Raw genomic sequence first — 20,350 nt, 5'->3', positions numbered from 1 at the left:
ATGGCGCTATTGACTGTTCGCAACCTGCACGCCCGCGTGGCGGGCAAGGACATCCTCAAGGGCATCGACCTGGAGGTCGCCCCCGGTGAGGTCCACGCCATCATGGGCCCCAACGGCTCAGGGAAGAGCACGCTGGCCAGCGTGCTGGCGGGCCGTGACGGCTACGAGGTGACGCAGGGCGAGGTGCTGTTCGACGGCAAGCCGCTGCTGGAGCTGTCGCCCGAGGCCCGCGCCGCCGCGGGCGTGTTCCTCGCCTTCCAGTACCCGGTGGAGATTCCGGGCGTGGGCAACATCCACTTCCTGCGCACCGCGCTCAACGCGCAGCGCCGCTCGAAGGGGCTGGAGGAACTGGACGCCATGGACTTCCTCCAGCTGGCCAAGGAGAAGTCGAAGCTGGTGCAGCTCGACGCGGCCTTCATGAACCGCTCGGTGAACGAGGGCTTCTCTGGTGGCGAGAAGAAGCGCAACGAGATCTTCCAGATGGCGGTGCTGGAGCCGCTGCTGGCCATCCTCGATGAGACGGACTCCGGCCTGGACATCGACGCGCTGCGCACGGTGGCCGGCGGCGTCAACGCGCTGCGTTCGCCCGAGCGCGGCATGGTGCTGATTACGCACTACCAGCGGCTGCTCGACTACATCGTCCCGGACAAGGTGCACGTCATGTCGGCGGGCCGCATCGTCCGCTCCGGTGGCCGTGAGCTGGCGCTGGAGCTGGAGCAGAAGGGCTACGGCTGGCTGGGCCTGGACGGCGCCAAGGCGTCGGCGGCGGAGGCACGGCGATGACGGCGGCCCTGGCGCACTACCTGGACGTGGCCACGCGCTTCCAGGCGGCGCCCGAACAGGCGTCCGCGCCACAGTGGCTCAAGCGCCTGCGCGCCGACGCCCTGTCCCACTTCGAGCGGCAGGGCCTGCCCACGACGCGTGACGAGGCGTGGAAGTACTCCCGGCTGGGGTCCATCGCGGAAGGAGCGTTCCTTCCACGGACGGGGGCGTCCCGGGACACCGCCCACCTGTCGGCGGTGGTGGAGCGGCTGGGCCTGCCAGGGCCCCGGTTGGTGTTCGTGGACGGGCGGCTGGCGCCGGAGCTGTCGTCCGTGGTGGGCCTGCCGCGCGGGCTGACGCTGAAGCCGCTGCGGGACGCGGTGCGCGAGGACGGCGAGCTGCTGGAGTCCCTGCTGGGGCAGCGGGCCCTGGCGAAGGAGCACGCCTTCACCGCGCTCAACGCGGCGCTGCTGGAAGAGGGCGCGCTGCTGCGGCTGGCGCCGGGTGCGCTGAGCGAGGTGCCCGTGCAGTTGGTGTTCCTCACGCGCGGCGACGCGCCGGTGCTGTCCAGCCCGCGCATCCTCGTGGTGGCGGAGGAGAGCAGCGAGGCGACGCTGGTGGAGACGTATGCCAGCGCGGGGCCCGTAGGCTCGGCGGCGACGTTCACCAACGCGGTGACGGAGGTGACGCTGGGAGACAACGCCAGCCTCCACCACTACAAAGTCCAGGTGGAGGCGGACGCGGCGCTGCACCTGGGCGCGCTCCATGCCCGGCAGGGGCGGGACAGCCGCTTCGCTTCGCATGCCTTCGCCTTTGGCGGGGCCATGGCGCGCAACGAGGTCCACGCGGCCTTCGCGGGCGAGGGGGGCGACGCGACGCTGAATGGCCTGTACGTGGGGCAGGGCGCGCAGCACCTGGACAACCGCACGGCGCTGGACCACGCGGTGCCCCGGTGTACCAGCCGTGAGCTGTACAAGGGCGTGCTGGACGGCCAGTCACGCGGCACCTTCCACGGGCTCATCCGCGTGCGGCAGGACGCGCAGCGCACGGACTCGCGGCAGCAGAACCGCAACCTGCTGCTGTCGGAGTCGGCGCAGGCGGACGCGCGCCCCCAGTTGGAAATCTTCGCGGATGACGTGAAGTGCGCGCACGGCGCGGCGGTGGGGCGGCTGGACGCGCAGGCGCTGTTCTACCTGCGCTCGCGCGGCGTGCCCCAGGCGGAGGCGGAGCGGCTGCTCACCTACGCCTTCGCTCGCGAGGTGGTGGAGGCGGTGCCCGCCGGCCCCGTGCGCGCGAACATCGAGGCGCTCCTGGCCTTGAATCTGCCGGGCGCGGCGCAACGCGAGGTGACGGCATGAGCGGCTTCGACGTGAAGAAGGTCCGCGAGGACTTCCCCATCCTCCACCAGGAGGTGCGGGGCCGGCCGCTGGTGTACCTGGACAGCGCCGCCACGGCGCAGAAGCCGCAGGCCGTCATCGACGCGCTGGTGCGCTTCTACCAGCACGACAACGCCAACGTGCACCGCGGCGTCCATGTGCTGTCCGAGCGCGCCACGGAGGCCTACGAGGGCGCGCGTGAGACGGTGCGCCGCTTCATCAACGCCCGGGACGCGAAGGAAGTCGTCTTCGTGCGTGGCACCACCGAGGCCATCAACCTGGTGGCGCAGACGTATGGGCGCAAGCACATCGGCGCCGGGGACGAGGTGCTCATCACCCAGATGGAGCACCACGCCAACATCGTCCCCTGGCGGATGCTGTGCGAGCAGACGGGCGCCGTGCTCAAGGTCATCCCCGTGGATGACCGAGGCGAGCTGGTGCTCGACGCCGTGGACGCGCTGCTGACGGAGCGCACGCGCATCCTCGCGGTGACGCACGTGTCCAACGCGCTGGGCACCGTGGTGCCGGTGAAGGAGCTCACGCGGCGGGCCCACGCGAAGGGCATCCCCGTGCTGGTGGACGGCGCGCAGGCGGTGACGCACTTCCCCGTGGACGTGCAGGACCTGGGCTGCGACTTCTACGCCTTCAGCGGGCACAAGATGTTCGGCCCCACCGGCATCGGCGTGCTGTACGGCCGAAAGGAGCTCCTGGATGCGATGCCGCCCTACCAGGGCGGCGGCGACATGATCCTCTCCGTGACGATGGAGAAGGTGACGTACAACCGGGTGCCGTACCGCTTCGAGGCGGGCACGCCCAACCTGGAGGGCGCGGTGGGCCTGGCGGCGGCCATCCGCTACCTGGAGGCGCTGGGGATGGAGCACGTCGCCGCGCACGACCGGGCGCTGCTGGCCTACGCCACGCAGGCGCTGGAGTCGGTGCCGGGGCTGCGCATGGTGGGCACGGCGCGCGAGAAGTCCGCCGTGCTGTCCTTCATGCTGGCGGATATCCACCCGCACGACGTGGGCACCATCCTGGACCGCGAGGGCATCTGCATCCGCACCGGCCACCACTGCGCGCAGCCGGTGATGCAGCACTTCAAGGTGCCGGCCACGTCCCGGGCGTCGCTGGCGCTCTACAACACGCGCGAGGACGTGGACGCGCTCGTCCGCGGCCTGCACAAGGTCCTGGAGGTGTTCCAGTGAGTGCGTCGGATGACTTGAAGGACCTCTATCAGGAGGTCGTGCTGGAGCACTCGAAGCGGCCACGCAACTACCGCGTGGTGGAGGGCGCCACCGCGGAGGCGGCGGGCCACAACCCGCTGTGCGGCGACCAGTTGGTGGTGACGTTGAAGGTGGAGGGCGGCGTCATCAAGGACGTGGCCTTCCAGGGCCAGGGCTGCGCCATCTCCAAGGCGTCCGCGTCGTTGATGACGGGGGCGGTGAAGGACCGGACCCGCGCGGAGGCGGAGGTCATCTTCGAGCGCGTCCATAAACTGGTGACGGAAGGTCCGGAGTCGGTGGACGTGGACGCGCTGGGCAAGCTGGCGGTCCTGTCCGGCGTCAGCGAGTTCCCCGCGCGGGTGAAGTGCGCCAGCCTGGCCTGGCACACGCTGCGCGCGGCATTGGAGGGACGCGGCGAGGCCGTGTCCACGGAGTAGGGGTGGAGGGCCACATGCGAGGAATGATGGCGGTGTTGGAGCGCGACGTGTCCGCGACAATCATCCCCAGCGGAGACCGGGTGGTGCTGCCCGGGGGCTCCGAGCTGCGGGTGACGCAGACGCTCGGCGGCAATCTCACGGTGCAGGACCCCTACGGTCAGCTCTTCCGCATCGACGAGAAGGACGGCGGCGCGCTGGGGGAGGAGTACGCCCCGAAGGAGCGGGCCGCCGGCGACGCCAGCGAGTTCAACGAGGAGCAGGTCTGGGAGCAGCTGCGCACGGTGTATGACCCGGAGATTCCGGTGAACATCGTCGAGCTGGGCCTGGTGTACGCGTGCAAGGCGGAGCCGCTGCCGGAAGGCGGACAGCGCGTGGACATCCAGATGACGCTCACCGCGCCCGGCTGCGGCATGGGGCCGGTGCTGGTGGAGGACGTGCGCACCAAGGTGGGCTCGGTGCCCGGGGTGGCGGAGACGCGCGTGGAGCTCGTCTGGGACCCGCCCTGGGGGCAAGAGCGCATGTCGGACGTGGCGCGGCTCCAGCTCGGGTGGATGTAGCGGTGGGACGAAGGCCCTCGGCGAGCCGCTTCGCCAAGGGCCGGTGACGTCTCAGCGCAGGGCCAGCCGCCGCGCGCCCAGGCCGAGCGCCGCGGTGGCCAGCGTCCCGGCGAGCAGCTTCGGCCACAGGGTGGGCGCTGCCTGGCGCACGGGCACCAGCGGCGCGCGAGCGGAGACCTCCGGCATCTTCTCCGCGAAGAGCTCCACCATGCCCTTGATGAACGCGAACATCTGTCGCGGTCCCGGGCTGGAGACCCAGTTGCCATCGCGCATCACCGGCTCTTCCACCCACCGGCCGCCCGCGTTGCGCACGTCGTCGCGGATGCCCGGCCACGCGGCCAGCGCCCGGCCCTCCACGAGGCCCGCCGAAATCAGGACCCAGGGGCCATGGCAGATGACGGCGATGGGCAGGTCCAACGCGTCGGCGTCCCGCACGAAGTCCAGGGCGAGCGCGCTCTGCCGCAGCAGGTCCGGGTTCACGAAACCGCCAGGCAGCAGGACCGCGTCGAAGTCCGCCGCCTTCACCTCGCGCAGGGACGCGTCCACGGCGATTTTCTTCCCCGGAACCAGGAGGTTCATCCCGCGGATGCGGCCCTTGTGGGGGGACACAATCGTCACCTCGGCGCCCTGACGCTCCAGCTTCTTCACGGGCGCTGTCAGCTCCACCTGTTCGAAGCCATCCGCCGCGAGCACGGCCACTCGCAACCCTCTCAGCTTCTTCATCGCGCTCACCTCGCTGTGTCGGAACGGTCTGTCGTCTCGACACTGTGCATTCTCCCTGGGCCCCGCGTTGTGCCTCCCTGGAGGGCGTGCTACCGACGGAGCGCTCTGGAGGTCTCTCGAATGTCCGCCGCTTCCGTTCCCCTCCGCCGCGCGCTCATCGTGGGTGCAGTGATGCTGCTTTCGCCCATGGGCTGTGCCACCCGTACCGGGGTTGCTCGTACCGACAGCGAGCAGCCGACCTCGCATGACGCGCCAGCGCCCAAGCCGAAGTGGGGGCTGGTCATTCACGGCGGCGCGGGGGTCATCTCCCGGGAGAACCTCTCCCCGGAGCGCGAGGCCGAGGTCCGGGCCGCGCTGACCCAGGCGCTCCAGGCGGGACACGCGGTGCTGGCCGGCGGCGGCTCCGCGCTGGACGCTGTGAGCGCCGCGGTCCGCATCCTGGAGGACGCTCCGTATTTCAACGCGGGCAAGGGCGCCGTCTTCACGCACGACGGCGTCAACGAGCTGGACGCCGCCATCATGGACGGCACGACGCGCAAGGCGGGCGCCGTGGCGGGCGTGCGGCGCGTGAGGAACCCCCTCGCGCTGGCGCGGCTCGTCATGGAGCAGTCGCCGCACGTGATGATGGTGGGGGAGGGCGCGGAGGCCTTCGCGAAGTCGCGGGGCGTGGCGCTGGTGGACCCGAAGTACTTCTACACGGAGGACCGCTGGCAGGGCCTCCAGCGCGCGCTGGAGAAGGAGCGCTCGCGGCAGCAGCCGTCCTCCTCGCTCCCGGCGGGGTATGACCCGGTGAGCGGGGACCACAAGTTCGGCACCGTGGGCGCGGTGGCCTTGGACAAGACGGGCTCGCTGGCCGCGGCCACGTCCACGGGGGGCATGACGAACAAGCGCTACGGCCGCGTGGGGGATGCGCCCATCATCGGCGCGGGGACGTACGCGGACCCGCGCTGCGCCGTGTCCGCCACCGGCCATGGCGAGTTCTTCATCCGCTACACCGTGGCGCGCGACATCTGCGCCCGCGTGGAATACCAGAACGTGCCGTTGTCGGAGGCCGCCGACGTCGTCATCAACGACGTGCTGGTGAAGGCCGGCGGCGAGGGCGGCGTCATCGCCATGGACCGCGAGGGCAACGTGGCCATGCCCTTCAACTCCGCCGGCATGTACCGCGGCTCCGTGGGCGAGGACGGCGAGCCCGTCGTGGCCATCTTCCGCGAGGCGGAGGCCGCTGGCGCGCAGTAGCGGCATGCGGCGGCCATCCTCCGGGACGCGCTCGGGGTGGGGTTGCCTCCCTGAGCGCGCCGTGAGGCGTCAGTCCCGGCCACCGCGGCGTCCACCGTCGCCGCGGCGGTGCCCTCCTCCGTGCGAGGCGCCGTGCTGCCCGCCGTTCCGGCCACCCGGCGACGCCCGGTGGTAGTTGCCGTTGCCCCGGCGGTTGCCGTTGTTGCCGCGGTAGTGGTGACGCACCGGGCTGGGGCCGCGCCGGTAGTTGTACCCGGGGCGGTAGACGTGGTGGCGCACGGCCGGGTAGCGCCGCCAGGTGTGCGTGAAGTAGTGCGGGTGCCGGCGCGCCACGGTGACGTGCGCGTGGCGGTAGACGGGCACCGTGACACGCACCGAGCCGCGGTTGGCCCAGCCGCCAGCGGAGAAGTACCAGGACGGCCCGCGGCGCATCCAGCGGGACGACACATAGACGAGCCCAGGACGGGGCGGGGCGGCCCACATTCCACCCACCCACACGTAGTTGGCGCCAGCCCAGTACCAGTAGCCGGGCGTCCAGACGTAGGAGGGGGCTGGCGGTGCCGGCGCGTGCTCGACGCGGAGCGGCGGAGGCGCCTGCTGCGTGGTCAGCTCCTCGCTCGCCACGGCGATGGGAATCTCCACCACCGGGGAGTCATGCCGGGCCCAGCCGCCGGACACCCACCGCCACATCCGGCCGTCCGGCTCCCAGTAGCCGTTGATGAACCGGTAGCCGTCCATGGGCGCCAGCCAGGTGCCGGCGTTGAAGCGCCACTCGTTGCCGTCCCAGTACCAGTGGCCGGAGGCCCAGACGGCGCCCGCGAAGGGCCGGGCCGACGTGTTCTCCGCGGGGAGCTGCGGCGGGGCGAAGGGCGCCATGGGCGCCGTGTCCTCGTCCTCGAACTCCGTGTCGTCGTACGCGTATTCGGAATATCCAGGCTCTGACGCGGGGACCGGCGCGGTCTGCGCATGAGCCATGGGCGCCGCCAGCAAGGTCACCAGACAAGCCCACCATCGAGGAGTCATCGCGTCATCTCCGTGGGTTACCAGACAGGTGCTGCCACCGGCCCCCCTGGGAATCCCCCAGTGCGGGGCCGGTGTGGAGAAAAGACGCGGCGCCGTCCGGCTTTATTCATCCCCTGGCTAGGGCTTCACCAGGACCAGCTCCCGCGTCTGGATGAGGTCCACGTCCCCGGTGAAGCCGGAGAACAGCTCGTACTGGTCGGGCATGACGCGGTTGCGCGGCACGCGCAGCGACTCGGTGACGCTGAGCGTCGAACCGTCCTGCTTCTCCGAGCGGGTGAAGCGGCCAAACGCGTTCTCCGCCTGGAGTGACGCCTGGGGGTCGGTGAGCTTCCAGCCCTTGGGCATGGACAGCGTCACCTGCGTGCGGCTGGCCTCGGTGGTGTCGATGTAGAGCGGCGTGCGGCGCGTGCTCAGCTGCACGAAGCGCCGGCCGAGCTGCGCGGGGAAGGTGAGGGGCCCCAGCGCCATCCGCTGACCGCCCTCCATCCGCCCGAAGCGCGGCACGGTGAACTCGTAGCGCAGCACGAAGGGCGCGCCCACCTGCTCCTGGTGCTCCAGCTTCACGCTCGACAGCGACGCGCCGCCGAAGTACCGCGCCACCGCGCCCTGGAGCGCCTGGTTGCGGCTCTCCGCCGACAGCTGGTTGAACGCCTCGGCGATCTGCGCCGCCTCGAAGCCGGAGTACGTCTCCTCGCCCTGTCCGCTGAGCGTGCCGTCCTCGGCGAGCTTCAGCGCCAGCTTCACTTCCTTGCCGGGGACTTCCTTCATGGGCGGCGTCTGCACCTTCTGCAGCGGGCGGCCGGGCTCGGGCAGCAGCCACGCCTCCTGGCCGCCCATGGCCAGCTCCGGCAGCTCGCCGAAGGGGCCATAACGCACGGACGTGTCCACCCACACCGGCTCGGTGCCGGGCACCTCCACGCGCAGCGCCGCGTAGGGCAGCAGCGCGTCCTGGGGGAAGGTGTAGGCCGACGGGTCCGTGTTGAAGGTCCGCACCGCCACCACCCGCGAGGGAATGCCCAGCGCGTCCAGGCCGGCCTTCATCACCGTCAGCCGGCTGCCCCGGTCCTGGGCCACCGTGGACGCCGCCGTCTGGCTCAGGCTCGCGTCCCGGCCGGAGAAGCGCTGCATCACCGCGGCGTGCAGCGCCTTCACCGCGTCCAGGCCCGACTTGCCCTCCGCCGCCTTGCGCGCGAAGGCGTCCACCTCCGCCGTGCGCAGCCAGCGCTCCTGGAAGGCGTCGCCGTAGAGCTTCACCAGGGCCTCGTTGCCCGTGGTGCCCGCGCCCACGATGACGAAGGGCAGGTACTCGTTGGCGGAGGGCGGCGCGTCCGGCTCGGGGATGAACGGCGGCACGCGGCGCGTCTCGAAGTGGAACACCTCCAGGTCGCCGTCCACCTTGGGCTCCGGCACCTTCATCCCGTGGGCGTCCACCTTCATGCCCACGCCCTTGGGCGCCACCACCGTGTACGTCACCCAGGCGTTGGGCTGGTTGGCAATCTGGAAGTAGAAGGCGGACGCCGTGAAGCCCGGCTGCGCGGGGCCGCGCGGGGGCTCCGCGAGCAGGTACTCCACCTCCACGTAGTCCCCCACGGCCACGCCGGGCAGGCTCACGGTGTCCTTGCCTTCGATGTTCTCCGGCTCCAGCACCCGGCCGTCCGCCTTCAGCGTGCGCAGCGCCAGCACCTGCGCGCCGCGCGGCACCGTCACCTCTGCAATCTCCTGCACGCCCGACTGCTCCAGCGCCTTCTGCACCGTGTGGATGCGGTTGACGATGCTGCCGTCGGGGTAGACGCGCACCGCCGCCGCGTCCAGCACGAAGGCCGCCGCGCTGCCGCCGCTGACGGGCTCCGCCTCGTAGGCGCGGATGGCCTCGCGGCCGTCCACGGCGTAGGCCTGCAGCAGCTCGCGGCCCGTCTTCGCGCGCTCCTCGGCGCGGCGCAGCGTCAGGTCGTCGCCCGCCATCGCCAGCGCCTTCTCGCGCAGCTTGAGCGCCTCGGCCGGCTGGCCCGCGTACTCGCGCACGTCCGCCATGCGCTTCACCAGCTCCGCGTTGCGAGGCCACACGGCCGCCAGCTTCTGGAGCACCGCGGTGGCGTCGTCGAAGCGGCGCTTGGACACGTAGAGGTGGGCCAGCGTGTTGGCCAGGCTGATGCTGCTGGGGTCTCTGGCCTGGAGCTCGCCGTACAGCTTCGTCGCCGTCTCCATGTCGCCGCGCGCGCGCGCGTGCTCGGCCTGGCGCACCACCGTCCCGGGGCAGCCCTCCAGGGACGCCACCAGGGTGTCGCTCCGCGCCGCCGCGTCACGGCGGCGGGCCAGGCTGTACTGGAGCGTCAGCGCCTCGCACAGGCCGGGCTGGGCCTCCAGCGCCGCGGCGAGCGACTCCTCCGCCAGGGCCTCCACTTCCAGCGCCAGCGCGGCGCGGGCGCGCAGCATGAACACCGGGTGGCCGGCGGGCTGGGCCACCTCGGACGCCGTCTTCAGCAGGTCCATGGCGGAGGTGGGCTGGCCCTCGTCGAGGAAGAGCTCCGCGCGCAGCAGCAGCGCCGCCACGTTGCCCGGGTCCTTGGCCAGCACGGACTCCAAATCGCGCGTGGCCCGGCCGCGCGCCACCTTGGAAGGCACGGTGCGGTCCGCGGACGCGACCTCCGCGCGCAGCCACAGCAGGGCCGGGGTGTTGGCGTCCACCGAGGCCATCAGCCGCCGCGCGCCGTCCGCGTCCCGCTGCAGTCCGTCCCGCACCGCCAGCACCACGGCCAGCAGCTCGCCGGCCTCCTCGTGCAGGGCCGTCTTCAAGCCCTCCGTGGTGGGGAACACGCCGGGCGTCGCGTCGGAGCGCTCGACCTTGCCGCCCCACGCCGCCGGCGCCGCGCCGGTGGCCGCGCTGAAGCGCACGCCGGACGGACGCCCGTCCACGCGCAGCAGGGCGAAGGTGAGCAGTCCGGACGTGCCGCCCTTGAGCTGACGCACGACGAAGCGGTGCTTGCCCGCGGGCAGCTGCACGGCGCGCGCGGTGACGGTGGAGGTGGCGCGCTCCCAGGCCCGGCGCTCCATCAGCGGGGCCCCGTCCACCAGCACCTGGTGCGAGGTGCCGCTCACGGTGCGGGCCACGTAGAGGCCCGGCTCCGTCACGTCCGCGTCGAAGGCCTGCACGTAGAGGTCGCCCTGGCCGGGCTCGCCCGTCAGGTCCATCCGCCCGTCAGGGGCGCGCACCGTGCGCACCGGCAGCGGACCGAAGGCGCTGGTGAAGGGGCCCGCCAGCGAACCACTCTGGCTCACGGGCGTTTGCTCGTCCCAGGCCAGCACGTGGAAGGGCGAGAAGGGCCCCACCAGCGAGACTTCGCTCACGCCGCCCAGCTGCCGCATCGCCGCGTCGCGGGCCTCCGCGTCGCCGCGCACCACGGCCACCGACATCCGCGCGCCGCGCAGCAGATAGGCGGCCTCGCCCGTCGCGCCCGCCGCCAGCGCCCGCTCCACGCCGCGGAGGATGTCGTCGTCCAGCGCCCGCGACGTGCCCACCGAATCCAACACGTGGCGCGCCGCGACGGCCGCCAGCGGATGCGTGGGCGCCCGCGCCGCCAGCTCCAGCGACGCCACCAGCGCGCGGTCGGGACGGCCCGCGCGGCGTGCCATCAGCGACTGGCCGGCCAGCGCGTAGACGTCTCCCGCGTCGCGGGCAATGGCGTCATCGAAGCGCTGCTGCGCCAGCGTGGCGTCACCCGCGACGAGCAGGGCGTGGAAGCCCGCGAACGCGAGCGTGCGGGCCTGTTGGGTGCCCTTCTGCACCTGCTCCGCGGCGGTTTCGAGGACGCGCGGTGTCGCCGTGGAAGTGGAGCGGTGGCAGGCCGTGAGGGCCGTGACGAGTGCGAGCGCGGCGAAGCCGAGTCGAATGGTGCGCATAGGAGGGGCCAGGGATAGTGCAATCCCTTGGCCGTGGCCATATTCCCCTGCGCTGGAATGTCCGGGGCGCGTGCCGCCGGACGCTCTACCGCCGCTTCGTGGGGCTCTTCGAGGAGCCCCTGGCGGGCTGCCGCTTCGGGGGCGGGGGAGGCCGCTTGGCGGGCACCGCCTTGGCCGGCACCGCGGCGACCACGGCCTTGGCTACCGGCACGGGCGCCGTCGTCCCCGGGGGCGGCGCGCGCCGCACGGTGTAGACGAAGCCCTCCGCGCGGCAGGTGCCTTCGATGCAGCCGAAGGCGGGCACGGGCGCGTCCCCGAAGTGCTCCATCCAGCCCGGACCCAGGTTGAGCGGCTCGCCAATGGCGCGCTGGTCCTTGCCCTTGCCCACGTAGCCTTGCATGACGCCGTCCGCGTCCACCCGCAGTTCCAGCGCGGCCTCGCCCTCCGGCGACGCCAGGCCCAGCATGGTGCCGCGGCGCTCGCCCAGGGCCCATTCGAGCCGCAGCGGCGCGCCCCCGCCGTCGTGGATGAGCGCCACGTAGCGGCCCGTGCTGCCCTGCAGCAGCAGCGCGGCCGAGGGGGCCTGCAGCGACGGCCCGTAGAGCATCACGTAGCCGCGGCGCTTCCAGGTGTCCGGCGGCGCGTCCGCGCGCACGCGGGCGCTGAGCACGGCGATGTCGCCGTCCAGCCCCACCACGTCCACGCGGGCACGGCCCACGCGCGACTGCGAGCGCTCCTCCACGGGCGGGAAGATAATGGCCTTCTCCTCCGCCTCCACCGGCCGTCCGGCGACCAGGAGCGACGGCGCGTCCGGCCCGTCACCCACCGACACCGTGCGCTTCTCGGAGCCCGTCTCCAGCCGGCCCGGCATGGACCGGGGCGAGGGCGGGCCCAGGTCCGCGTTCAGCGCGGCCCCTGGCTGCGGCGGCACGGGCTTCTCCCCGCTGCGCAGCCACTCCCGGCCCAGCACGGCCAGCGCCGCCATCACCAGCAGCACGGCCGCGGCCTGCAGGGCCAGGCGCACCACCTTGCGCACGCCCTGGCGGACGCGCTGGAGGTGCGTCAGCTTCACCGGCGCCAGGGACGGCAGGCTGCCCGGGACGAGCAGCTCAAGGTCCGCGATGAGCGCGGTGACGGAGGGGTAGCGGTCCTCCGGGTCCGGCTTGAGGCACCGCGTGACGATGATGTCCAGCCGCGCGTCCAGCCCCGGCTTGCGCCGCGACGGCGGGTCGAAGGTGCCCAGCGGCACCTCGCCCGTGAGCCACTCATAGAGGATGACGCCCAGCGAGAAGATGTCCGCGCGCGCGTCCGCGCTCTTCGCGTCCACGCGCTGCTCGGGCGCCATGTACGACAGCGTGCCCATGGACATATGCGTGGACGTGAGCGCGTAGCGCGAGGACGGGCTGGCGTCATCCAGGAAGGACGCCAGCCCGAAGTCCGACACCTTGGCGATGCCGCCGGCCTGCTGGTCCAGCAGGATGTTCTCCGGCTTCAAGTCCCGGTGGATGACGCCGCGGCCGTGCGCGTACTCAATGGCGCGGCAGATCTGCAGCATGCGCCGCAGCGCGCCCACGACGTCCAGCTGCGGCTCGCGAATCAGCTCCCGCAGCGACGGGCCATCCACGAACTCCATCACCAGGTAGTACGTGGTGTCCGTCTTCCCCTTGTCGACGATGGAGACGATGTGGGGGTGGCTCAGGGTCGCGAGCGCGGCGGCTTCCTTCTGGAAGCGCGCGATGAAGGACGGGTCCTTCGCCAGCTCGGGGTTGAGGAGCTTGACCGCCACTGTGCGGCCTAGCGAGAGCTGGGTGGCCTTGTGGACCTCTCCCATGCCTCCGCTGCCGACGAGCTTGTCGAGGTGGTAGCCGCTGATGATGTCCGAAGAGCGCGGACGGCTGATCGCGGTGGGGTCGATTGAGGACATGGCGGTGAGCGAAGGGGCGGCCAGGGTAGCAGAAACCCGGCGCTGGAAATGTCCGCTCATGCACGGGTCGGCATTGCCCCCCGGCAAGCCGCCAGGCGCCCCGCCTGCCTGCCGTTCAGAGTCCGGACACCGGCGTGCGGCTCACCGCCTGGCGCAGGCTGTTGCGGACCTGGTCCAGGGAGGAGCGCATCTGCCCATGTCGGACGGACGCCGCCACCGCGCGCGCCAGGGACTTGAGCAGCGTCACTTCCTCGGGCTTCCAGGCGCGAGGACGGCGGCAGTCCTCGAAGGCCACCATGCCCCACCACTGCTGCCGGGAGGGATTGATGGGGCACAGGAGGATGGACTGCGTTCCCTGGCGCTCCAACAGGTCCTTCATCGTCGGGGGCGCGTCACGAGTGGGACACGCCACCACCATGCCGGCCTCCAGCATGTCCACCCAGCCCGGCGCGAACTCGCGGAAGGAGAAGGCCCGCATCACCGGGTTGGCCAGCGGCGACGGCGTGGGCGGCTCCGCCCAGGCGTGGCGCATGTCGGTGATGAACCGGCCGTAGGTGCCCTGTACGCGGTTCTCCAGGATGTACGCGCGGTCCACGCCCAGCGCGTGGCCCACCATGCTCAGCGCCTCCATGCCGGTGCTCGGGCCCAGGCCCTTCTCCAGCAGCAGCTTCGAGGCTTCCGACACCTTCGAGAAGGCTTCGATCATTGGTGCGCTCGTTTGATTTCCGACCCTGTCCGGGACGGTCAGTGATTCACTGAAGTCATATTAAGCAGGATTCTTCTGTTTCTGTCAAATCTCACGTTCACTGGACGGATTGACGGGCGCGCGGAAGTCCTGACCCGGATGGGTTTTCCTGGACCTTGATAGGCATTTCGAGAGGGCGTTTCAGAAATCGAGGAGAGGTGGGTTTTTATGGACCCGCAAAGACAACGGGGGTACCTCCCTTGGACGAGGCACCCCCGCGCACCAGCTATAAAGCTGTAAATCTTGATTACTTGGCGTCAACAGCGGCCTTGGTCGCCTTCTTCGCCGGCTTCTTGGTCTTCTTGGCGGGCTTGGCCTCGGGGGCGGCCTCGGCCTGCGCCGCTTCGGCCTGGGGGGCCTCGGGCGCGGCTTCGATGGCGGCGGGCTTGGTTTCGGCAGCGGGCTCGGCGGGGGCCGGGGTGTTGGCGAACGCGGTGGCGGCGGCGAGGAGGGCGGCGGCGAACACGGTCTTCATGAAAAGCTCCGGTGACGAACGACGACGCGAGATTGCGCCGTCCCAACGAGCGAGGGCTTGAGCAGGCGGCGTGCCAGGGACGTTGTCAGAGGGAGCGCAGGTGCCTGTCGCGGATGTCCGTGGGGAGAAACTCCGCAGTTGGAGCTCCGACAGTGGGGGCAGGCTCCCCAGACAGGCAGTTGCTGCTTTGACGATGACGGAGCACTTGAGCAAGCTGCACGCGTCATCTGGTTGCAGGGTGTCGGCCCGGCGCCTTTGTCGCGCATGTCGCGCGGTCATGGTGTGGGAGAGATGGTTCATGCGGTTCCTCTGTTGCGCGACAGTGTTGGCCGTCCTGGGTACGGGTTGCGCGACGACTGTTCCGCTCGAGCGGCTGGAGGCCCAGGTCCTCGAGGCGGACCGGTGGCGTCGCGAGTACGAGGCGGAGCGCGAGCGCGCCGAGGCGTTCGCGCTGCGCCTGGCCCAGCAGGAGTCGGCGCTGGAGCAGGTGCGGCTGGAGCGCGCGGAGGCGGAGCAGGCGCGCGCGGCGCTGTTGGAGGAGCTGGTGCGCACCGAGGCGGACCGGCACGCGCTGGAGGAGCACAACACCCAGCTGCTGGTGCTGGAGCGCGAGGTCCACGAGCTGAAGGAGCTGAAGGAGATGCACGAGGAGCTGTCGGACGTCTGGTACGAGTCCGCGCTGGAGCGTGCACGGCGGCGGTTGAACAATCCGCTCCAGCCGGCGGCCCTCCCCGCGGCCGGCAACGTCGCGCCGACGGCGCCCTGACGTCCCGCCGGACGCGCGCCGCGGGCCCCGTGATAGAGGAACGGCGTGGCGAGCTCCCGCATCCCCATCCGCGGCTACCGGGCCGGCTTCTTCTTCGTGGTCGTCCTCCTGTCGGCCGTCACCGCTTTCACGTTGTGGACGGAGGTCCGCACGGGCAGCCAGGTGGACGGGTTGGTGCAGGAGGCGCTGGAGCGGGCCGGCTCCATTGGCCGCATCCGCGTGGACGCGCTGTCGCTGGAGTCCGCCATCGAGGCGCATGTCCGCGCCACGGGTGACGCCGAGCGCCGCGCCGCGGACGCGGTGATGGAGCAGATTTTGGCGGACATCCGCGCCTCGTCGGAGGCGTACACACGCAACCTGCCGCAGGGTGAGAAGGCGCTGTGGTACCGCTTCAACGCCGCGTGCCAGGGGCTGGCGGACCAGGTGCGCGCGGCGGCCATCTTCTCGCAGCGCCGCGAGGCGGAGCGGGCCCGGCGCCACCTGGCCGAGCGCATCCGCCCGCTGGCGGCGGAGCTGGACGCGCTGGGGGGCGCGCTGGAGGAGGAGAACGCCGCCGAGGCACGCAGGCTGGTGAACCGGCTGGACGACCTGCGCGTGCGCAACACGGCGCTGGGCGCGGGCGCCACGCTGCTGGCCATCCTCCTGTCGTCGCTGGTGGGTTGGCGCGTCACCTCGCTGCTCAAGCGCCAGGAGGCCATCATCCAGGGCCAGCTGGAGGAGCTGGGCCGGCACAACCAGGAGCTGGATGCCTTCACGCGGCGCGTGGCGCATGACCTCATCTCCCCGCTGGCGCCGCTCAAGGGCTACCTGACGCTCATCCGCCGCACCGGCGCGGTGAACGACGCGGGCGCGCTGGAGATGCTGGCGCAGTGTGAGTCCAGCGCGGTGCGCATGGGCGAGCTCATCGAGGCGCTGCTGCGCTTCTGCCGCGCCGGAACGCGCGGCGAGAGCACGGTGGGTGAGCTGGACACGGCCGTCACCACCGTGCTGCTGGAGGTGGCGCAGACGGCGGCGGCGCAGGGCGTGGCGCTGGAGCGGGAGCTGGAGCCCGGCGTGGCGGTGGACTGCCCCGGACAGCTGCTGCAGGTGAGCGCGCGCAACCTGCTCACCAACGCGGTGAAGTACTCGGCGGGCCGGCCCGACTCCCGCGTGAAGGTGCGCGTGGCCACCGAGGGTGGCATGGCCGTGCTGGAGGTCGTGGACAACGGCATCGGCATGGCGCCGGGCACCCAGGCCTCGCTGTTCCAGCCCTTCTTCCGCGCGCCCGAGGTGCGCGGTCTGCCGGGCCATGGACTGGGGCTGGTCACCACCAAGCGCGTGGTGGAGGCGCACGGCGGTACGCTGGTGGTGCGCTCGGAAGATGGAAAAGGAACGCACGTGGTGGTGCGCTTCCCCCGCGTGGTGCGCCCGGCGGCGGGCACCCGCGGCGCTCAGACAACGACGGCTTCCGCCGGAATACGCAAGGTCGGCACATGAGCTCAGCCCGCATCCTCGTCGTGGATGATGACCCGCAGGCCCGCGATTTGCTCCAGCGCTTGCTGGGCCCCTTGGGCGCGGTGACGCAGGCCCCGGACCCGCGCCGCGCCACCGAGCGCATCGCGGAGGGCGCCTTTGACCTGGTCCTCACGGACATGGCCATGCCCGAGCCGGGCGACGGGCTGAAGGTGCTCCAAGAGGTGAAGGCGCAGCTGCCGGACACGCCGGTGGTGGTGGTGACGGCCTTCGGGAACATCGAGGGCGCGCTGGACAGCATCCAGCAGGGCGCCTTCGACTATCTGGCAAAGCCCTTCGACGTGGACGCGATTCTGCGCGTGGCGAGACGGGCGCTGGAGCAGAAGCGGCTGGTGGAGGAGAACCGCTCGCTGCGCCAGCAGGTGGAGCGTGGCTCGTTGATGATGGTGGGCCGCAGCCCGGCGCTGCTGGAGGTGTACAAGCAGGTGGCGCGCGCGGCGGCCAGCAACGTGCCGGTGCTGATTACGGGCGAGACGGGCACGGGGAAGGAGATGGTGGCGCGCGCGCTGCACAAGCGCTCGCCGCGGATGAGCGGGCCCTTCATCCCCGTGGACTGCGGCGCGATTACCGAATCGCTGATGGAGAGCGAGCTGTTCGGCCACGCGAAGGGCAGCTTCACCGGCGCGTCCGGCGCGCGGCGAGGCGTCTTCGAGGAGGCCAGCGGCGGCACGCTCTTCCTGGATGAGATTGGCGACGTCGGCATGAAGGTGCAGTCGCAGCTCCTGCGCGTGCTGCAGGAGGGCGAAATCCGCCGCGTGGGGGAGAGCATCCCCGTCAAGGTGGACGTGCGCGTGGTGGCGGCGACGAACAAGGACCTCAAGGCGCGGGTGGCCGAAGGCCTCTTCCGCGAGGACCTGCTGTACCGCCTGGACGTGGTGCACCTGCACCTGCCGTCGCTGCGGGAGCGGAGCGAGGACATCCCCGCGCTGGTGGAGCACTTCGCCGGACGTCATGCCCGCGGCGGGGTGCGGCCGGTGGTGACGCCGGACGCGAACGCGCGTCTGGCGGCCTATGACTGGCCGGGCAACGTGCGGCAGCTGGAGAACGTGGTGGCGCGGGCGCTGGCGCTCAACGTGACGGGCGTCCTGGGCCCCCAGGACTTCCCGGAGCCGATTGGGGACGCGTCCACCCCGAAGATGGCGGGCCTGGCGGGCGACATGCCGAGCCTGGCCGAGCTGTCCCGCCGCTACGCCGCGCAGGTGCTCCAGCACGTGGGCGGCAACAAGAGCGAGGCGGCGCGCCTGCTCGATGTGGACCGCAAGACGCTCTACAAGCTGCTGGAGGCTCCGGAGAGCGAGTCGTAGCGCGCGCGCCGAGGCGTCAGTTGATGACGCCGAGCAGCTCCCGAATCTGTCGCAGCATCTCGATCTCCGCCGCGTGCACGCTGCCGTCGCTGGCGATGAGCGCCTTCGCCTCGCGGATGACGGCGGAGGGGTTGGTGCGCAGGATGCCCATGTTCGGCGGGGGCAAAGGCTCGTTGTTCTGCAGACAGCGCGTCAGCGCGGCCAGCTCCTGCAGGGGCACGCTCATGCCTCGCGCGGTGTCCAGGATGTGCTCAATCTCGGCGTGCGCGACGCGGCCATCGACGGTGGCGACCTGGAGCAGCAGCTTGAGGACTTCGACGTGGAACTGTTCTTCGGGGCTCATGTCCCCCTAGGCTGGCGTTTCCTGGGACGCCCGTCCACCTAATGACGGTGTCAGCGCGCGGCGGAGCACCGAATGGCGGTGCTCGAAGAGGCGCCGGATGAAGGCCTCCGTCAGCCGGCCGCCGAAGCGGGGCTCGAAGTCGAGCTGGTCGATGATGTCGACGCCGGCGTGCGCCTCGACGATGCGGCGCTCATGTCGCCACTGACGCATCGCGCTCATGGGGGACTCCTCGACGAAGCGGCGGCCCGGCTCCAGCTCGCGCAACGTCAGGTCGGACCAGCCCACCGGCAGCACGCCGCCCAGCAGCAGCTTGCTGCGGAACAGCGGCTGGCCCGGCTCGAAGGGCAGCTCCTCGAGCCCCGCCACGCCCGGGGGCGCCGTCATCCGCAGGTACGGGCGCAGCTCCGTGGAGATGCCCTTCATCGACGTCACCCACGCCCAGGCTTCAGCGGGGGTGACCTCGACGTACGACTCGAAGCGGAGACTGCGGGTTGCCATGACGCCCCCGGTCCGCGTGTCACCACGCGGTGTGACGGTAGTCCTTGAAGAAGTTGCCCCAGACGTACTCGCCGCTGTTCTCCGAGGCGATGATGGGGTCCACCACCCGCGCCGCCCCGTCGACGATGTCCAGCGGTGGCTGGAAGTCCAGCTCCTGCACCTTGCGCTCCGCGTGCTGCGCGGGGTCCTCGTCGGTGACCCAGCCGGTGTCCACGGCGTTCATGTAGATGTTGTCGCGGGCGTAGTCCGGCGCGGAGGTCAGCGTCATCATGTTGAGCGCCGCCTTCGCCATGTTGGTGTGCGGGTGTTTGTCCGTCTTCGTCCCGCGCGAGAAGCTGCCCTCCATCGCGGAGACGTTCACCACGTGGCCGGGGGATGAGCGGTCCCTGAGCATCAGCGGCTTCAGCTTCCCGACGAGGATGAAGGGCGCCACCGCGTTGATGAGGTGGACCTCCAGCATCTCCGCCGTCTGGACCTCGGCGAGCCGCAGCCGCCACGAGTTCACGTCCCGCAGGTCCACCTGCTGCATGTCCGCGTCCAGCCGGCCCCGCGGGAAGAGGGCGCGCTCGTCACCCTCCTGCTCCAGGTTGTAGGGCAGCATGGACAGCGCGGCGGAGGAGTGGATGCCCAGCGCCGGGTCGCTGCTGCGCCAGGTGGTGGCCAGCTCCGAACCGCCCGCGTTGCCCGCGCCCAGGGCGGCCGGCTGCATCGTGGCGACGCAGGCGTCATGGCCCGCGAGCAGCGCGCGCGCCGCCGCCGGCAGGTCGTCCGCGCGGCGCATCTCTCCCGGCAGCAGGTGGCCGTAGAAGCCCGGGGGCCGGCGCACCGTCTGCGCGGCGTTGTTGATGAGGATGTCCAGGCGCTCGTGCGTCTGCTCGATGTACTTCGCGAAGAGCTCCACGCTGGGCGCGTGCCGCAGGTCCAGCCCGTGGATGTGCAGCCGGTGCGCCCAGTCCGCGAAGTCCGGCTCCTGGACGTAGCGCTGCGCGGCGTCATTGGGGAAGCGCGTGGTGGCGATGACGCGCGCGCCGGAGCGCAGCAGCATCAGCGAGGCCTGGAAGCCAATCTTCACCCGGGCGCCGGTGATGAGCGCGACCTTCCCGTTCAGGTCGGCGCGCTGGGTGCGCTTCGCGTAGTTGTAGTCCGCGCACTCGATGCACATCGCGTCGTAGAAGAAGTGCAGCTTGCGGTACTCGGCCTTGCAGACGTAGCAGCGGCGGGGCTGCTCGAGGATGCGCTCCGGCCCCGCTTCGGAGGGAGGCGGAGGCGGCAGCGCGGGCACCGTGAAGATGGCGGAGCGGCGCAGGGTGCGAATCTCGGTGGTCGCGCGGATGACCCGGTCGTGCTCGCGCTTCGTCTTCTTCCGGTCGCGGCGCAGCGCCTTCGCCATCCGGGACTTGGCGTCGCGGTCCGGGTGCAACACGCGGCCCGCGGCGCTCAGGAAGGCGATGCGGTCCTCCTCGGGGATGCCGGCCAACAGGAAGCGGTCCTCGCTGATAGCCTCCAGGAGCTGGGTGACGCGGCGGACCTCGTCCAGGGACAGGGGGGC

Annotated in this window: 18 protein-coding genes; 9 read left to right on the top strand and 9 right to left on the bottom strand. The window is 71.4% G+C overall.

The features are described from left to right. From sufC to sufT, 5 genes are read left to right on the top strand one after another with little or no spacing between them, the layout of a single operon-like run. The gene (gene sufC, locus HV824_RS21455) at positions 1 to 783 is read left to right on the top strand and encodes a Fe-S cluster assembly ATPase SufC (RefSeq protein WP_163783423.1); all 783 of its coding nucleotides are present in this window, start codon (positions 1 to 3) and stop codon (positions 781 to 783) included. After that, positions 780 to 2,120 (top strand): Fe-S cluster assembly protein SufD, encoded by a 1,341-nt coding sequence (gene sufD / locus HV824_RS21450; protein WP_176424088.1) that lies wholly within the window; start codon positions 780 to 782, stop codon positions 2,118 to 2,120. The genes sufC and sufD overlap by 4 nt, the downstream gene beginning before the upstream one ends. After that, entirely contained in the window at positions 2,117 to 3,340 is a 1,224-nt protein-coding gene (locus tag HV824_RS21445; RefSeq protein ID WP_176424087.1) for a cysteine desulfurase, read from the top strand. The genes sufD and HV824_RS21445 overlap by 4 nt, the downstream gene beginning before the upstream one ends. Beyond that, positions 3,337 to 3,795 carry a Fe-S cluster assembly sulfur transfer protein SufU gene (gene sufU / locus HV824_RS21440; protein ID WP_163783426.1) on the top strand — a complete coding sequence of 153 codons (459 nt, stop codon included), beginning with the start codon at positions 3,337 to 3,339 and terminating at the stop codon, positions 3,793 to 3,795. The genes HV824_RS21445 and sufU overlap by 4 nt, the downstream gene beginning before the upstream one ends. Positions 3,796 to 3,809: 14 nt before the next feature. Next, positions 3,810 to 4,352, top strand: coding sequence for a putative Fe-S cluster assembly protein SufT (gene sufT / locus HV824_RS21435; protein ID WP_163783427.1), 543 nt, complete (start codon positions 3,810 to 3,812; stop codon positions 4,350 to 4,352). A 51-nt stretch (positions 4,353 to 4,403) separates the two neighbouring features. Here the strand turns inward: sufT and HV824_RS21430 are convergent, their stop codons facing one another. Further along, positions 4,404 to 5,075: a type 1 glutamine amidotransferase domain-containing protein gene (locus HV824_RS21430; protein WP_176420536.1), complete on the bottom strand. Its 672-nt coding sequence runs from the start codon at positions 5,073 to 5,075 to the stop codon at positions 4,404 to 4,406. Between the two features lie 120 nt (positions 5,076 to 5,195). Here HV824_RS21430 and HV824_RS21425 point away from each other — a divergent pair, with 120 nt between their 5' ends. Next, on the top strand, positions 5,196 to 6,314 hold the full coding sequence (locus HV824_RS21425) for an isoaspartyl peptidase/L-asparaginase family protein (protein ID WP_176424086.1): 1,119 nt from the start codon (positions 5,196 to 5,198) through the stop codon (positions 6,312 to 6,314). Positions 6,315 to 6,383: 69 nt separating this feature from the next. Here the strand turns inward: HV824_RS21425 and HV824_RS21420 are convergent, their stop codons facing one another. The 5 genes from HV824_RS21420 to HV824_RS21400 all read right to left on the bottom strand — a co-directional run bounded on the left by HV824_RS21420 (position 6,384) and on the right by HV824_RS21400 (position 14,378). Continuing rightward, positions 6,384 to 7,337: a YXWGXW repeat-containing protein gene (locus HV824_RS21420; RefSeq protein ID WP_176424085.1), complete on the bottom strand. Its 954-nt coding sequence runs from the start codon at positions 7,335 to 7,337 to the stop codon at positions 6,384 to 6,386. 117 nt (positions 7,338 to 7,454) lie between these two features. Beyond that, complete coding sequence (locus HV824_RS21415; protein ID WP_176424084.1) at positions 7,455 to 11,234, bottom strand: tetratricopeptide repeat protein; 3,780 nt, start codon at positions 11,232 to 11,234, stop codon at positions 7,455 to 7,457. An 85-nt stretch (positions 11,235 to 11,319) separates the two neighbouring features. Next, on the bottom strand, positions 11,320 to 13,158 hold the full coding sequence (locus HV824_RS21410) for a serine/threonine-protein kinase (protein WP_176420540.1): 1,839 nt from the start codon (positions 13,156 to 13,158) through the stop codon (positions 11,320 to 11,322). Between the two features lie 115 nt (positions 13,159 to 13,273). Continuing rightward, entirely contained in the window at positions 13,274 to 13,864 is a 591-nt protein-coding gene (locus HV824_RS21405) for a GAF domain-containing protein (RefSeq protein ID WP_163783433.1), read from the bottom strand. 286 nt (positions 13,865 to 14,150) lie between these two features. After that, entirely contained in the window at positions 14,151 to 14,378 is a 228-nt protein-coding gene (locus HV824_RS21400; protein ID WP_176420541.1) for a hypothetical protein, read from the bottom strand. A 298-nt stretch (positions 14,379 to 14,676) separates the two neighbouring features. Here HV824_RS21400 and HV824_RS21395 point away from each other — a divergent pair, with 298 nt between their 5' ends. The 3 genes from HV824_RS21395 to HV824_RS21385 are packed head-to-tail and all read left to right on the top strand — an operon-like array spanning position 14,677 to position 17,960. Beyond that, on the top strand, positions 14,677 to 15,144 hold the full coding sequence (locus tag HV824_RS21395; RefSeq protein ID WP_176420542.1) for a hypothetical protein: 468 nt from the start codon (positions 14,677 to 14,679) through the stop codon (positions 15,142 to 15,144). Positions 15,145 to 15,189: 45 nt separating this feature from the next. Further along, a complete protein-coding gene (locus HV824_RS21390; RefSeq protein ID WP_176420543.1) occupies positions 15,190 to 16,620 on the top strand; it encodes a HAMP domain-containing sensor histidine kinase in 1,431 nt (476 codons plus the stop codon). Continuing rightward, complete coding sequence (locus tag HV824_RS21385; RefSeq protein WP_176420544.1) at positions 16,617 to 17,960, top strand: sigma-54 dependent transcriptional regulator; 1,344 nt, start codon at positions 16,617 to 16,619, stop codon at positions 17,958 to 17,960. The genes HV824_RS21390 and HV824_RS21385 overlap by 4 nt, the downstream gene beginning before the upstream one ends. Positions 17,961 to 17,976: 16 nt before the next feature. Here HV824_RS21385 and HV824_RS21380 read toward each other — a convergent pair whose 3' ends face one another. From HV824_RS21380 to HV824_RS21370, 3 genes are all read right to left on the bottom strand, one after another. Beyond that, positions 17,977 to 18,303, bottom strand: a complete 327-nt coding sequence (locus HV824_RS21380; RefSeq protein WP_163786518.1) for a TerB family tellurite resistance protein — start codon at positions 18,301 to 18,303, stop codon at positions 17,977 to 17,979. A 6-nt stretch (positions 18,304 to 18,309) separates the two neighbouring features. After that, complete coding sequence (locus HV824_RS21375) at positions 18,310 to 18,801, bottom strand: hypothetical protein (protein ID WP_176420545.1); 492 nt, start codon at positions 18,799 to 18,801, stop codon at positions 18,310 to 18,312. Between the two features lie 19 nt (positions 18,802 to 18,820). Continuing rightward, positions 18,821 to 20,350: SDR family NAD(P)-dependent oxidoreductase (locus HV824_RS21370; protein WP_255208214.1), on the bottom strand; the 1,530-nt coding region annotated here is incomplete at its 5' end.

This window comes from Myxococcus sp. AM009 (assembly GCF_013372605.1).
GTDB classification, from domain to species: Bacteria; Myxococcota; Myxococcia; order Myxococcales; family Myxococcaceae; genus Myxococcus; species Myxococcus vastator.
The sequence above is the reverse complement of the archived record's forward strand: the minus strand, read 5'-3'. Positions and strand labels throughout refer to the sequence as shown.

Bases quoted from the DNA above. Each gene is read 5' to 3' on its own strand.
- HV824_RS21410 (WP_176420540.1), bottom strand. From the start codon at position 13,158: ATGTCCTCAATCGACCCCACCGCGATCAGCCGTCCGCGCTCTTCGGAC.
- HV824_RS21445 (WP_176424087.1), top strand. From the start codon at position 2,117: ATGAGCGGCTTCGACGTGAAGAAGGTCCGCGAGGACTTCCCCATCCTC.
- HV824_RS21420 (WP_176424085.1), bottom strand. From the start codon at position 7,337: ATGACTCCTCGATGGTGGGCTTGTCTGGTGACCTTGCTGGCGGCGCCC.
- HV824_RS21405 (WP_163783433.1), bottom strand. From the start codon at position 13,864: ATGATCGAAGCCTTCTCGAAGGTGTCGGAAGCCTCGAAGCTGCTGCTG.
- HV824_RS21400 (WP_176420541.1), bottom strand. From the start codon at position 14,378: ATGAAGACCGTGTTCGCCGCCGCCCTCCTCGCCGCCGCCACCGCGTTC.
- HV824_RS21380 (WP_163786518.1), bottom strand. From the start codon at position 18,303: ATGAGCCCCGAAGAACAGTTCCACGTCGAAGTCCTCAAGCTGCTGCTC.
- sufT (WP_163783427.1), top strand. From the start codon at position 3,810: ATGCGAGGAATGATGGCGGTGTTGGAGCGCGACGTGTCCGCGACAATC.
- HV824_RS21415 (WP_176424084.1), bottom strand. From the start codon at position 11,234: ATGCGCACCATTCGACTCGGCTTCGCCGCGCTCGCACTCGTCACGGCC.
- HV824_RS21385 (WP_176420544.1), top strand. From the start codon at position 16,617: ATGAGCTCAGCCCGCATCCTCGTCGTGGATGATGACCCGCAGGCCCGC.
- HV824_RS21430 (WP_176420536.1), bottom strand. From the start codon at position 5,075: ATGAAGAAGCTGAGAGGGTTGCGAGTGGCCGTGCTCGCGGCGGATGGC.
- HV824_RS21425 (WP_176424086.1), top strand. From the start codon at position 5,196: ATGTCCGCCGCTTCCGTTCCCCTCCGCCGCGCGCTCATCGTGGGTGCA.
- HV824_RS21375 (WP_176420545.1), bottom strand. From the start codon at position 18,801: ATGGCAACCCGCAGTCTCCGCTTCGAGTCGTACGTCGAGGTCACCCCC.
- sufD (WP_176424088.1), top strand. From the start codon at position 780: ATGACGGCGGCCCTGGCGCACTACCTGGACGTGGCCACGCGCTTCCAG.
- HV824_RS21395 (WP_176420542.1), top strand. From the start codon at position 14,677: ATGCGGTTCCTCTGTTGCGCGACAGTGTTGGCCGTCCTGGGTACGGGT.
- sufC (WP_163783423.1), top strand. From the start codon at position 1: ATGGCGCTATTGACTGTTCGCAACCTGCACGCCCGCGTGGCGGGCAAG.